15 protein-coding genes are annotated in these 12,540 nt (G+C 60.5%); 9 read left to right on the top strand and 6 right to left on the bottom strand.

Annotated features, from left to right (window positions below):
- The 9 genes from AC2S2E_RS18035 to AC2S2E_RS17995 all read left to right on the top strand — a co-directional run bounded on the left by AC2S2E_RS18035 (nt 1) and on the right by AC2S2E_RS17995 (nt 6,450).
- Nucleotides 1–759 (top strand): sigma factor-like helix-turn-helix DNA-binding protein, encoded by a 759-nt coding sequence (locus AC2S2E_RS18035; RefSeq protein WP_051768229.1) that lies wholly within the window; start codon nt 1–3, stop codon nt 757–759.
- Nucleotides 749–1,441, top strand: a complete 693-nt coding sequence (locus tag AC2S2E_RS18030) for a recombinase family protein (protein WP_030540873.1) — start codon at nt 749–751, stop codon at nt 1,439–1,441. The genes AC2S2E_RS18035 and AC2S2E_RS18030 overlap by 11 nt, the downstream gene beginning before the upstream one ends.
- Nucleotides 1,442–1,834: 393 nt before the next feature.
- Complete coding sequence (locus AC2S2E_RS18025) at nt 1,835–2,149, top strand: single-stranded DNA-binding protein (RefSeq protein ID WP_030540874.1); 315 nt, start codon at nt 1,835–1,837, stop codon at nt 2,147–2,149.
- A 108-nt stretch (nt 2,150–2,257) separates the two neighbouring features.
- Entirely contained in the window at nt 2,258–2,509 is a 252-nt protein-coding gene (locus AC2S2E_RS18020) for a helix-turn-helix transcriptional regulator (RefSeq protein WP_059153604.1), read from the top strand.
- 9 nt (nt 2,510–2,518) lie between these two features.
- On the top strand, nt 2,519–2,866 hold the full coding sequence (locus AC2S2E_RS18015; protein WP_228168057.1) for a hypothetical protein: 348 nt from the start codon (nt 2,519–2,521) through the stop codon (nt 2,864–2,866).
- Nucleotides 2,867–2,911: 45 nt separating this feature from the next.
- The gene (locus AC2S2E_RS18010; protein WP_059153629.1) at nt 2,912–3,655 is read left to right on the top strand and encodes a ParA family protein; all 744 of its coding nucleotides are present in this window, start codon (nt 2,912–2,914) and stop codon (nt 3,653–3,655) included.
- The gene (locus AC2S2E_RS18005) at nt 3,652–4,677 is read left to right on the top strand and encodes a ParB/RepB/Spo0J family partition protein (protein ID WP_059153603.1); all 1,026 of its coding nucleotides are present in this window, start codon (nt 3,652–3,654) and stop codon (nt 4,675–4,677) included. The genes AC2S2E_RS18010 and AC2S2E_RS18005 overlap by 4 nt, the downstream gene beginning before the upstream one ends.
- Before the next feature lie 191 nt (nt 4,678–4,868).
- Complete coding sequence (gene mobC / locus AC2S2E_RS18000; protein WP_021245545.1) at nt 4,869–5,420, top strand: plasmid mobilization relaxosome protein MobC; 552 nt, start codon at nt 4,869–4,871, stop codon at nt 5,418–5,420.
- Entirely contained in the window at nt 5,407–6,450 is a 1,044-nt protein-coding gene (locus AC2S2E_RS17995; protein WP_021245546.1) for a relaxase/mobilization nuclease domain-containing protein, read from the top strand. Before mobC ends, AC2S2E_RS17995 begins: the two co-directional genes overlap by 14 nt.
- Here AC2S2E_RS17995 and AC2S2E_RS17990 read toward each other — a convergent pair whose 3' ends face one another.
- Genes AC2S2E_RS17990 through virB10 form a run of 6 tightly spaced genes read right to left on the bottom strand, consistent with a single transcriptional unit; the run spans nt 6,451 to nt 12,540 of the window.
- Entirely contained in the window at nt 6,451–6,681 is a 231-nt protein-coding gene (locus AC2S2E_RS17990) for a hypothetical protein (RefSeq protein WP_020819802.1), read from the bottom strand.
- Between the two features lie 59 nt (nt 6,682–6,740).
- Nucleotides 6,741–7,190, bottom strand: a complete 450-nt coding sequence (locus AC2S2E_RS17985) for a hypothetical protein (RefSeq protein ID WP_021245547.1) — start codon at nt 7,188–7,190, stop codon at nt 6,741–6,743.
- A 39-nt stretch (nt 7,191–7,229) separates the two neighbouring features.
- On the bottom strand, nt 7,230–8,414 hold the full coding sequence (locus AC2S2E_RS17980; RefSeq protein ID WP_020819804.1) for an LPD7 domain-containing protein: 1,185 nt from the start codon (nt 8,412–8,414) through the stop codon (nt 7,230–7,232).
- A complete protein-coding gene (locus tag AC2S2E_RS17975; protein ID WP_059153602.1) occupies nt 8,404–10,305 on the bottom strand; it encodes a type IV secretory system conjugative DNA transfer family protein in 1,902 nt (633 codons plus the stop codon). The genes AC2S2E_RS17980 and AC2S2E_RS17975 overlap by 11 nt, the downstream gene beginning before the upstream one ends.
- A complete protein-coding gene (gene virB11 / locus AC2S2E_RS17970; protein WP_011627746.1) occupies nt 10,283–11,275 on the bottom strand; it encodes a P-type DNA transfer ATPase VirB11 in 993 nt (330 codons plus the stop codon). Before virB11 ends, AC2S2E_RS17975 begins: the two co-directional genes overlap by 23 nt.
- Entirely contained in the window at nt 11,272–12,540 is a 1,269-nt protein-coding gene (gene virB10 / locus AC2S2E_RS17965) for a type IV secretion system protein VirB10 (protein ID WP_059153601.1), read from the bottom strand. Before virB10 ends, virB11 begins: the two co-directional genes overlap by 4 nt.

The raw sequence follows: 12,540 nt of genomic DNA, 5'->3' as shown, positions 1-12,540 counted from the left end.
ATGTTCGTGCTGGAACATGGGATAATGAACATGCAGTCACCGATCGCGCTGTTTAATGCGAAGCTTGCCAAGACGGCGAACCATAGCGCAACGGCTTCGGCTGATAGCCTCGGCGGCAGCGCGATCGAGCGGATCAACGATCCTCACATTATGGACAAACTGCTAGCAACTCTCGAACCGCGAGAAGAGCAAATTGTGCGCCTAAGGATTGGTGGTCCCGAGGGGGAAGCGCAAACGCAGCGAACAGTGGCAAGTGTGGTGGGGCTTTCGCCTGGTTCGATCGGACAGATCGAAGCAAAGGCCTACAGACGGATGCGATGGGTGATGAACAATCTCGGCACGGACGCGGCCGTGCTCGATGCGCTCATTGCGAAGCGAAATGCTGATAGGGCGCGGGAAGAGGAAGTTGCCGCTAGCGCGGCCGAAGCAGCGGCCAGAGAGCAGGACCAAAAAAGGATTGATGCTCGACACCGCGATGAAAGGCGGCGCGCGAAAGCTCGAAAGCGAGCGTGGGAGCGCCAGCTACGCAAGGCGGAGGAACAGCACCAGGCCTTGAATGATGAGGCGGCTTATCTTGCGCAGCGCATAATCGCGCTAGAAGGACGGAACCGGGTCATTCGCATGTTTCTCCCCCGCAATTCTGAGCTTGAGCGATTGCGCGCAAGAGCGCGCCAGTGCGGAATTGAAATCGCACAAGCGGACGCAGGCATTGCCAAGCTTCGCTCATCGCCGCCCGAGGGGCCTGACCTTGCTGACTGAGAACGTTCCTTCCCCTGCCCCACAGATTGCCCGCGTCTATCTGCGCGTCAGCACCGACGCGCAGGATTTGCGTCGCCAAGACGCGATCGTGGGCGAAGCAAAGGCCGCAGGCTACTATGTCGCGGCGGTCTATCGAGAGAAGGCATCGGGTGCCCGCGCCGACCGCCCCGAGCTTTTGCGAATGATTGCCGATCTTCAACCCGGCGAAGTAGTGATCGCGGAGAAGATCGACCGGATAAGTCGTCTCCCCTTGACCGAGGCTGAGCAGCTGGTTGAGACAATTCGTGCGCGAGGCGCGCGACTTGCCATTCCCGGCGTCGTGGACCTGTCCGACCTCGCGGCCGATGCCGATGGCATCGCCCGCATCGTGCTCGAATCTGTTCAGGCGATGCTCTTGAAGATCGCCTTACAGATGGCCCACGACGATTACACCGATCGCCGCGAGCGACAGCGCCAGGGTATCGCCTTGGCAAAAGCCGCAGGTCGCAGCGGAGGGCGCAAAGGCGATCGGGCAACGCACGCCCGCATTGTGGCATTGCGCGAGGCGGGCAAGAGCATTGCCAAAACGGCAGAGCTGGCCGATTGCGACCGCAGCACAGTCAAGCGAGTATGGGCGGCGCATCGCGCCGCCCAGGTGCAAGAACCCAGCCCTCAGCGAAATCACCGTGAGCGGAAACGCTGATTGCCCTTTCTGTTCGGCTTCGCGCCGGTGGCAGCTGCCACCGGCAGTCCCCTGCCCGCGTCAACGGACTGCCAGCCAGGGAAAGAGCGGCGGAGCCGCGACAGGGTTTTCCAATCGCCCCCATGCCGATCGAGCGCAGCGACCTATGGGCGCCAATGGCCGGTGGCAGCTGCCACCACCGCCAGTCCAAATTGCTGCATCTACTCGGGCGGTTTCCTTTGGGCGTTGCTGTCTGACGGATACGAACTGCGCATCGCCACTAATGCGGGCAAGCAGAAAACCGGCCTTCGGCCTTGGGTTTCCGCAAGCGGACCCTCCCATTTTCAGCTTGCCCGCGTGGCTCAGCTCCGCCGCAAAAAATCCGTCAGCAACGCTTATCCAAAGGAGACTACCATGCAGAACATCGCTGAATTTCGGATCATCGGCCGCGTTGGCAGTGTCGATACGACCGATAAAGTCACCCACGTTTCCGTCGCCGCGAACTACAACCGCAAGGATGGCGATGAATGGAAGACCGATACGCACTGGAACCGTGTGACGTTCTTCCGCCAGCTGGCAGAGCGCGCCGCTGATCTGGGCAAGGGCGACCTCGTTCACATCACCGGACGGGTCCGCCAGAACAGCTACGAGAGCAATGGCGAAACCCGCTACTCGGTGGACCTGATCGCTGAGGGGCTGGGCATCCTGACGAGGGGCGGGGCTGATTAAGCCCCCTCCCTTTCCCCATAAGACGGGCGGCCTAGCGGCCGCCCTTTTTTGTGGACAATGCCTCTCATAGACCCTAACGATAATAGGGTTTAATTTTGCGAGGCATTTGTGGCGGCCAAACTGTTCAATCGTGTAGCGAGCTTGCGCATCGCTGCCGGACTTACGCAATCCGAGCTGGCGGCGAGGATTCACGTCTCACCTGAAACAGTCGCCGCCATCGAGAACGGCAGGCAGGACGCCACTTTGATAACGGCGCTCCGAATGTCCCACGCACTGCGAACTCAAGTGCCGAACATCTTTAGGGAGCAGCCTTTCCCTAAGCTGATCGGCTCCGATCGAGGCGAGAGCCGCACAGCTTAGGAGGTCACTATGCGCCGTCAGATCGTCAGCAAACTCCGGCGTGCAGCAAGCGCGCTACGGACGGCTATGCTTTTGGCGTGGCTTATCCTGCTGATCGCAGCTGGCGCGCTCATGCTGATCGTGGCTCTTATTGTCGCCACGCTGGCCCACGCTGCCTTTGGCTGGTGGGGCGTGGCCGTGGTCGCAGCTTTCGTGCTGGCGGCTATCTTCGGCAAAGATCCACCGACCGAACCAACCAGCCCGCGTCGCAAGCGCAAGGGCCTTCACCTGAATGACGATCCGAACCCATGGTATATGCAGTCGCAGTATCGCTTCGGATCGGGAAATAGCGCCGCCCATAACCGCTGGCACAAGTAGCCCGTGGCGCAGCCATTGAAGGGATTCTCAATGCGAACAATCGTAGTGACTAATGAGCGCGGTGGCATCGGCAAGACCACGCTTACCTGTCATATCGCGTGGCATCTGGCCGAGCAGGGCAAGCGTGTCGTGGTCCTTGACCTGGACAAGCAATGCCACAGTGCCGGAATGCTGAAAGCCGAGTTCGAGCAGATCGGGCCGGTTCAGTCGATACTCGACTTCGCCCCCGTCGAGGAACCTCCGGCGCTGGCTTGCTTCAAGAACACGAGGCAAGTGGTCGAACTGACGACTGACGGCCCGCAGCAGGGCCAGCACATCGCCGCCTATGTTCGCGCCATTCGTGCCGGCCTTGCCAAGCACTACGACTATTGCGTGATCGACACGGCCCCGGCTTGGGATGGCCGCAACCTTATGGCGCTGATCGCATCCGATTATGTCGCGGTGCCTTTAGACCCCGACAAAACCGCACGGCAATCGCTCAACGAGATTTCGCAAAGCATCAGCCTTGCCAATAAGGTTCGGGGGGAGGGCAACGAAACCCGCTTCGGGATCGTGTTCAATCGTGTGCAGACGACGAGTGAAGTGTCTAAAATGCTCATGGAGCGGATCGGGCAGGCGCTACCCGCCAATGTTGTCCCGCATACCATCCCGCACCGCGAGCATATGCGCGAGGCGGCCCTTCTCGAAATTCCCGTGTGGCGACTTGCCAAGGATACGCGCCGCAGCGCGCCGGTCCTGCGCGAAGTCGTCTCCTACATTGTCGATCAAGCTGAGAGGGAAGCCGCATGAGCAAGGCAGCTGTCAAACCGGCGAAGAAGAGCTTTGCCGACTTCGATATGGACGCGATGGATTTTTCGGCCGTCCCCGCGAATACCGAGTTCAAGGCAGCTGGGCGGTTTCAGCGCCTTCCGCTCGCTGACATTGATCCAGACCCCGCGCAGGTTCGCCGGGAGTTCGACCAGGCCGAGATTGATGCACTGGCCGCGACCATCAAGGACCGCGGCTTGCTGCAACCCATCGTCGTCGCGCCAACATCGAACGGCCGCTACATCATCCGATACGGCGAGCGGCGCTACCGCGCGTGCCGCCAGCTTGGTTTCGACCAGATCGACACCGTTCTGGATCAGGCCGACGCCGAACGCGATATTGGCCTCGACCAGTTTCTTGAGAACGAACAACGCCAAGCCCTAAGTCTGGCCGAGCGCGTCAGTTTCATCGCGAGCCGCGTCAGTGACACGCTTTCGACAAAGGATCTAGCCGCGCGCATCGCCAAGCCGCATTCGGAAGTGAAGCGCCTCTACTCGCTGCGCACCTTGCCCGAGGACATTCTTGCCGCGTTGAAGAATTGTTCTCCGCGCGCCGCCGTCGCCATCAAACACGCGATCGAGCTGGACGAGGAGGCCACGCGCAATTTCGTGGTCACGAATGAAAATCCGACAGCCGCCGCCTGCGAGCAGTTTCTTGCCACGCTCCAAGGCGGTCCCGATGAAGAGAGCGCTCAGGCCGGCGCCGCTAAACCGAATGACGATTCAGCGCTGCCCCAAGAATCGCGCGCGCCGGTGGCAGCTGCCACCAGTGCAGCAGATGAGCGTCGGGAGCGGCCCGAACTGGATGCCGGCGACGACGAGCGGGAAGGGGAGGGCGCTGCGCTTGCCGAGCGTTCCGATCACAAGCCGCGCACCCCCCGTCAGCCGAAAGAGGCCAACGACGCACCGGCCATCATCATTCAGGGCCGTCGCGGGATTGTTCTCAGCGGCCAGGTCACGGTTCGGTTCGACGGCGAGGCTGCGCCCCAAACCTTCGACTTCTGATAGCTTTTACCGTCCACGTTCACTCAGCATTGAGGCGGCGTGGAATTTTGAAGCGGTGGCAGTTGCCACCGCTTTTTGTTTGTGGGGTAGGTATCTACTTTATGGCAGGATAAGCCTTGCGGCGGCTAATGTTAACCGATACGCTCAATCCTATCGGATCGCGCTTCACGGTTGGGAGATACCTACCCCACATGGAAAAGACGCTGGGCTTCAAGATCGAGGCGGCCAAGCTCGCAAAGATCGACGCGCTCGCGCAGACGAGGGGAGGGCGCGGCCCCTTCATGCGTCAGCTGGTTGACGCGGTGCTCAGGCAGTCCGGGGCGGCCATCGAGGCCGCGCCTGTTGCCGACCGCGAGGCCGCTGGCGAGCACCGCCTTTATCTTCGGCCCACCGAAACCGAACTGGCCGTGATCCGCCATCGCGCAAAGGAGCGCCGCATGACCCCGGCGACCTGGGCGATGGCTCTTGTGCGGCGACACATCGGCATTGCCGCGCCTGTCGATCGCGAGTTGCGCGAAGAGCTGTTGAATTGCCGTCAGGCGTTACAGCGCATTGGCCGCAACGTGAATCAGATCGCCCGAGCGGCGAACAAGATGGCGCTGGCGGACAATGCAGCGGAGATCGCCGGCGAGCTGCATAAGGTCAACGACCTGCGCGCGGCGATCGGCGCGGCCGTCGAAGGTATCGGTGCAGCCACGAAGGCCGATCTTGTCTATTGGGAGGTGCCCGGTGAGCGACTTTGACAGCAGCTTTGAGGCGGGCCAGCTCGCCGCGCTGTTCAAACCAAAGCTGACCAGCGACCCGAACAGGCGCGGCGCCGACATGTTGCTGCGCTCGCTTAGTTCGAGGCGAGCAGGCCAGGGCGGGAGCACCCGGGCGCGGCTTGCTCGCATTGTCAGCCGTGCTCCGGAGGTCATGGTCAAGGTTACGGGCAGGCCGAAGGGCAAGAACCACGCGGCTGCGCATTTCGACTATATCGGCCGAAAAGGCGATGTGCCGCTTGAAACGCGCGATGGCGACATTCTGACTGACAAGGAAGATCGGGCGGCGCTGGCGCGCGATTGGGGCGATCCTGTCTATTGGCGTGACAATTCTACCGTAGCCGCCGTGAGCATGGTTTTTTCGATGCCGGCAGGCACAGACCCCGACAAGGTTCTTTCAGCGGTGCGCGAAGTCGCGCGGAGCGAGATCGGGCATGAGTGGGATTACGTCCTGGCGCTGCATACGGACACACCACGGCCTCACGTGCATGTGACGGTTGCAGCGCGCGGTGACACGGGGAAACGCTTCAACCCGCGACCTCAAACGCTGCATCATTACCGGGAGCGCTTTGCCGAGGAATTGCGGGCGAGGGGGGTTACTGCCGAGGCAACGCCTCGCGCAGCGCGCGGTGTCGGCCGAGCTGGTCAAAGCATGGCCCTGAATCGGATGCGGCAGCGCTACATGGCCGGCACCGCACCTGCACCGTTTGCCAATCAGAAGATCACTGCGGCCGCGCGAGACCAGCTGGCGGGGCGGTCCACCGCTCCGGATTTCGTGGTGCGCGGGCGGCAGGCATGGACTGAGACGCAACACCGCTATCTAGCCGCCGCCAAGCGCCTTGAGGCAAGCAGCGATCCAGCTGACCGCCAGCTTGCCGACCAGGTGCGGCAATTTGTGGGGGCAGGGCGAACGCCTACAATTCATGAGCGATCGGTAGCCGCGATGGAGCGGAAGCGGCAGAGCGAACGATCTAGGAACCGCGATCGTTCGCGGGAAGGGCCAGGACGATAGTTACTGGCCGTGCTTGGTCCAGCCAACGCTGTTTGCGCGTTCCAAAGCGACCAAGGCGTCTGATACCGCCTTCTGCGCGACTAGAAGATAACCTTCGGCAATACTGGGCCATGTTAACTCATCGAACGGATTTGTGACGTTGCCGTTGAAATAATCGAGAGCTTCATGGGCGCGTGCAGCCGCCTCGATTACCTTGGCGGTTTGTTTCTTTGCCCTGTCAGATTTCTTCATCGTGCCTCATGAGGCCATAGCCCATCAAGAGATCGCAAGCGGTGGCAGCTGCCACCGCTCTACCTTCCGTCAGTTTTGAGCCCGCCACGATCTACGGACAGCTGGGGTATCATCGGATACTTTAAGGCTTCACGCTCCCGCGCCCGACCTTCATCTATCCCGTATGATGCGCCAATCATCAAACCTACGAAGAACACGGGGATCATGAGCAGGAGCATCGAGCCGAAGCGTGCTCTACGGCGAGAGCTTTGGATCGCGAGCGCATCACGTTGCAGCTTGAGGGCTGTTATGATCGTCTCGGTAGCAAGGGTGATTTCATGGGCGTCGTCGCCCACATTTGTAAGCAATTGCTCAACGTCCGTCAGAGGGCGTTCTACCTGTTTACCCACTTCGCTTAGATCAGACCAAGCGAGGTTTCTGGAATGAATCACGCGAAGCAAGGTTTCAATGTGACGATCGAGATCGGACACGCCTCTCGATGGCACCGGATCAGGCCGGGGAATGTTCATCGTGCGGTTTCCTGTTTCCAAAAAGCATGTGCCATGCACTTAGCGCGAGCGTGACGGCTTCCTTTCCTGCTGGCGCAGCGTCAAATCCTCGCGCGCTATGCGGGTAGCCTCGTTCTGGCGCTGTTGCTCGAAACGGGCAGCAGGGACCGGCGCGCCAACCTCAATACGCTTGGCGACAGTTTCCTTGGCCCGCTCTATGAAGCGATCCCTGTCTTCCTTTTGGGTGAACCGGGTTTTCGCTTCGATCGCTGCCGCCAGGACGTGCGATTGCGCGGCCTTGAATTGCGGGTTGGCCGCATTATCCCGATGCGAATTGCGCCGGAACTGTTCGGCCGCAGCACGAGATTCTGAGGGGTCTTGCTTTGCCATGCTCGCTCTCTTTGCCGGGTCTTGTGCTTCGCGGGCCTTATCTCGCGCCGCCAGCCTTTCTCCCTCAAGTTTAAGCTGTTCAGACGGCTTGAACCCTTTCACTTCGACCCCCGATCGCGCCGCTTCCAGATAGACCGCCTTCTTGAATTCGTCGCTTCCATGAACACGGATCGACTGCCAGCCATTGTGCTTCGCGATCGCGATAGCATCGCCAATGGCATAGTCCTTGTTGATGCGAATGCCGTCTTGGCCCTTGATCGACATATCGGGCTTGTCATCGCGGCCGCTACGGAAAAGATCATTCCCAACGCGCAGATATTTGCGTTCGAGCTGCGTGGGCAGAGCCAAGCGTGTGTCGTCAACTTGCTTGTCATCCTTTGGCGCTGCCTTCGATGGAACCTCAGCTTTCGCGGGCGCAGCACCGTCTTTGCTCTCCGCCCTGGCTCGCTCACCCTCATGGATATTGAGCGATTTATCGGCCGATGCGGTCGGAGCCGCTTCGCGCTTCGCTTGCCGGGGCCACGCATTAAGGTCGGCCCGCACTCTGCTTTCGTGTCCGCGCAATTCGTCGGCAGGCGCTCCGCGTTTCAGCGCCTTATTATACTCTTCGACAGCCGGCGTCAGATATTGCGCAACCGGCGTGGACCCATCATTGCGCCAATCCGTGGACGCCAGATAAGCGGTTTTTCCGCCTTTCTGCATCGTCAGCGCGTGGTCATATTGGTTTTCCAGCTTGGCAAATGCCTTCATGGCATCGGGGAATCTCGCAAAGGTTTCCTTGCTGTTCCCAGGGCCAAGAATTTCGTAGGAGCGCGGCGTCTTTGCTTGGCGTTCGCTGTTGTCATTATCGGCCATATTCTTCTCCTTCACTCAGAACTAGATCCCGGCGCTGACCTTCCCACTCCTCTTTCGTCGGGTCGGGACCAATAATGTCGTCGAAGTTGATTTCATCGAAAGCCATGCTGCCGTCCTTCACTGTCAGGTTCGGCATATCGCGATCGAGGGCGAGAACGTCTTCGGGAATGTCCTGCACCTGGTCATCGGCCAGTGCGGAATAATCATTGAAAGCCGCCAGCTCTTCATCGCTCAGATCATCGACGGCCGCGATCGGCGCGACCGGCTTGGGCAGCGCCGGCACTTCCGGCGCAGGCGTCAAGCGCGAGCGGAACACGGCATCCTTGAAGTAGCGGATTTTCTTCCCGCGAATGACGGGGATGCCGCCCCGGATGACGAGTATATCGTCTTCGGGCAGCTGCATCAGCTCTTGCGGGAGCATCAGCGCGCGGCGCTGTTCGGAGATCGTCTTGCTTCGATTGGCGAGCAATCCATGTATCGTCAGGGACCGGCTTTCCGCATCCTGACCAAGATAGCCGAGGCGTTCGGACAGTTCCTTTGCGACCCGCAGCTCCTTCGGCGTGAAAGCAATTTCGACCCCGCAGTTTGATACGATTTCGTCCGCGCCATGCTCACCATAGACATTCCGCAGCTGGGAGCGGGACTGGATGACGGGGAGCAGACGCAGCCCATAGCCGCGCACATAGGAGAACGCATTGGCAATGACCTGGGCGCGGCCGAGCCGCGCAAATTCGTCCAGAATGAGCAGCACGGATAGCTTTTCACCATCGTCGGGCAGTTGCCGCGTGTTGAGGTCGATCAGCTGTTGGAAAAACAGATTGTAGAGCGGCGCGACCCTATCGAGTTCATCCGGCGAGACACCGAGATAGATCGAGGTCGGGATGCGGCGAAGGTCCGTCAGGGAAAAGTCGCTTTCGGCCGTCGCGCGATCGACAATTGGATTGATCCAGAGATTGAGCTTGGAGGTGACGGTCTGGATAATGCCGGTGAATGTGTTGTCCGCGCTGGACGTAAAATCGCTCAGCGCGGCGCGGCACCCTTCCGATAGTGCACTATCGCCAGCTTCCTTGGTGAAGAATGCCTTCATCCCCGGCATCGTGATGGTCCGGTATATCTCGCCAAACGAGAAGGGACGTTCAGGCTTGGCCGCGATCCACGATGCAATGCCGACAAAGGCCGTGCGCGCTGATTCCGTCCAGAATGCCTCGCCCTTCTCCGGGGGCACGAAGAGCATCGTGGCGATCTTCTGCAATTCGACCAGGACCTCAATTGGATCGGCCCTGTTGATGTAGCTAAGCGGATTGTAGCGGGCTGTGCGGCCTTCTCTGTCCGTAGGGTTGAACAGCACAACCTTTTGGCCGCCCTTGCGGCGGAAACCCGCCGTGATTTCATAGTTCTCGCGCTTAATATCGAGCACGACAACCGAATCCGGCCATTGCAACAGATTGGGGATGACGATGCCAACGCCCTTGCCCGATCCGGTAGGCGCTTCGAGCAATACATGCTCCATCTTGCCCACCATAAGGAAGCGGTTGCGGACGCGGCCGAGCACAATGCCCTTTTTCGCGCGAAGGCCCGCCTTGCGGATTTCGCCTTCGCGCGCGAAGCGGGCTTCACCGTGAAGGTTCCTTTTCGGCCGCAGGACGATCGCCATAAGCAACACCGGCAGCGGCACGCCTATGACCGCGCCTCGCCAGAGCGCTTCGGTCACGACAGGATCATGGCGGTAATACCAGAAGAAGCCGGGGAGCCTGAGCGGATCATAAGCCGCGGCGGGCATCTTGAGAAAGAACCACGCCACCGTCCCGGTCAGCAGGCCGATCAGCAGCAGTGTGATCGGAAGGAGGACAAGGGCCAGCGCGAGCCTGTTAGAGCCTGTTTTCTGGATCAAAATATATCTCCGTCACGCGAAAGCGGCCTTCGACCTTCTTGGTTTGCACGACCACATCCACCAGCAGCTTGAGCAGGCTGCGAATGTCGTCACGGGCCAGATCGGCGCCGCCCTCGCTTTCCTTGACCAGCAATGTCAGCTGTTCGAACGCGAGTTCGGCCGAGTCCGCATGGATCGTCGTGATCGAGCCGGGATGGCCTGAGTTGACGTTGCGGAGATAGAAGAACGCGGTGCCGTCGCGCAGCTCCTGCAACAGTATCCGGTCAGGCCGCATACGCAGGGCCGATTCCAGAAGATCCTTTGCAGAGATTTTCGCGGTGCCCTGCTTGTCCTTCGCGTAGAGCATGTGGACCACGTTGCGATGCGGAACGACCAATTCGCGCGTGTCTTCGATCGTCAGCAGCCGCTCATGCGGCGGAATAAGCTGGATCAGCCCTTTAGAGAGCGTCGTCTTTCCCGAGCCGGTAGCGCCCGAAATCAGGATATTTTTGCGGCCCTGAACTGCCTTTTGGAAAAATTCGACATGTTTTCCTGCATCGAGCAGATCGCGCAATTCAACATCGAGCGGTGAGACTTGCCGGGTTGCGATCTTTGTCTCGCTAAACAGCCCACCGCGCTCGAAGTCCTCCATCGTCAACGTCACCGATGACGGTTTGCGGATGGTGATGGACACCGTGCCGGCAGGGACAGCAGGCGGCACAACCAGCTGCACACGCTCACCGCTGGGGAGGATTGTGGAGCAGATTGGTGTGGACTGGCTTATGTCCTGATGCGTGAAAGCCGCCGCTGCCCGCGCGAGCGCGAGCAGCGACTTTTCGTTGAGGTCAGGCAATGTCTCCCAGGACCACCCATCGCGCGTTTCAATCGCCGCCTCGCCAGCCTTGTTAATCACCAGTTCCGTTACGTCCTCACGCGCGAGCAGAGGGCGCAGCGGCAGCAAGGCGTTTTCGAGGACAGCCGTATTGCTCATTGGCCGCGCCGAAGCCGAAGGCCGTAGATGTTGGAGAAGTCGAAGTCGCGCGCGACCATGATCCCCACTTCCGCGCCCTGATTGATGCGAAGCACCGGCTGAATCTGCATCGTGTCCCGCAAAATCGTGTCCGATGCTTGGCTGGGAACCCGTGTGACATTATCCGCGTCGGAGACTTCCGAGGCGGCGATCGAGGCGGCATCGTTGAGCGAGCTGAACAACAGCGCGGCCCCGAAGCGTTCCCAAAAGAAGTTCTTCACGCCGCCTGCCATACCTGAACGGCCAAGCGCATCGCTGGCGGGCGAACCTACGTCGATCGCCACGCCGCGAGGCGTGACCGCGCGGTTCCATACCGCAAAGAGACGATATTTGCCGCGCTGGACGCCGGTTTGATATTCGCCCAAGACGCGCGTTCCCTTTTCCAGCAGGACGACGCGGCCGTTGTCCGAATAAATGTCGCGGGGAATGATGCAGCTGACATATCCGGGCTGACTGGAATCCATTGCGGTTTGCAGCACGCACGGAATGAACGACCCCGCAAGGATCAGCATATCGCGGTTGCCAATGTCGCGGCCTGACACCCGATCGATTTGCGAGGTCTGGCGCATGTTTTCGAGATTGGTCCGGCGCGATCCACCTTGCCCATCCCCATCGGCCGACGCACCAATTAACTGCGCGCCCTGTCCTCCTGCGCCGCCGCCCATGGGCAGGCCGGTGGCAGCTGCCACCGCTCCACCGACCCCGCCGCCGTTTTCGCCGCCATAGGCCATGATCCCGGCGCGGCGTTGGGCCTCAGCGATGACTTGTCCCTCAGACTTTTGGGGGCGGCCATTCGCGCCGCCCGTGCGGGGCGCTTGGCTTCCATCAAGCGCCGGCACTTCCGTCATGGGCACCGGGGCGTTCGGATCATTCGGCGCATCGGCAAGCGTTGGGGCTATGATTGACTTCGGATCGTAGTTGGCGAGTTGCCTTTCATCCGGCTTTTCCGCTTTCTCGGCCTTTTCGGTTGGATCGCTCCGCATCGCGTCGATGGTGCTAAAACCGAGCACGATCGCGCCGCAGGCAACCGCAGCGAGAACGACCGCCTTTTTGGGGTCGATCGACCTGTTCGGCAGGGCGGCAATCTTCGCCTGGCGCTCGCTTTGCCGCTCAATGTCTTCCGGATCGGGCACCGGCTCCGACGCAAGGGGCCGGTTCTCGACCGTCTCGCCCTGCGAAATGATGTTGTCGCCATGCGGCGCATTGTCATGATCGTTCGCAGCCAT

It is taken from the genome of Novosphingobium sp. 550D, from assembly GCF_057401885.1.
This window is presented reverse-complemented; position numbering and strand designations above follow the sequence as displayed.

Excerpts from the sequence above, each read along its gene's own strand:
- AC2S2E_RS18035 (WP_051768229.1), top strand. The coding sequence starts at position 1 with ATGTTCGTGCTGGAACATGGGATAATGAACATGCAGTCACCGATCGCG.
- AC2S2E_RS18025 (WP_030540874.1), top strand. The coding sequence starts at position 1,835 with ATGCAGAACATCGCTGAATTTCGGATCATCGGCCGCGTTGGCAGTGTC.
- AC2S2E_RS18015 (WP_228168057.1), top strand. The coding sequence starts at position 2,519 with ATGCGCCGTCAGATCGTCAGCAAACTCCGGCGTGCAGCAAGCGCGCTA.
- AC2S2E_RS18005 (WP_059153603.1), top strand. The coding sequence starts at position 3,652 with ATGAGCAAGGCAGCTGTCAAACCGGCGAAGAAGAGCTTTGCCGACTTC.
- mobC (WP_021245545.1), top strand. The coding sequence starts at position 4,869 with ATGGAAAAGACGCTGGGCTTCAAGATCGAGGCGGCCAAGCTCGCAAAG.
- AC2S2E_RS17990 (WP_020819802.1), bottom strand. The coding sequence starts at position 6,681 with ATGAAGAAATCTGACAGGGCAAAGAAACAAACCGCCAAGGTAATCGAG.
- AC2S2E_RS17985 (WP_021245547.1), bottom strand. The coding sequence starts at position 7,190 with ATGAACATTCCCCGGCCTGATCCGGTGCCATCGAGAGGCGTGTCCGAT.
- AC2S2E_RS17980 (WP_020819804.1), bottom strand. The coding sequence starts at position 8,414 with ATGGCCGATAATGACAACAGCGAACGCCAAGCAAAGACGCCGCGCTCC.
- virB11 (WP_011627746.1), bottom strand. The coding sequence starts at position 11,275 with ATGAGCAATACGGCTGTCCTCGAAAACGCCTTGCTGCCGCTGCGCCCT.
- virB10 (WP_059153601.1), bottom strand. The coding sequence starts at position 12,540 with ATGGCTGCGAACGATCATGACAATGCGCCGCATGGCGACAACATCATT.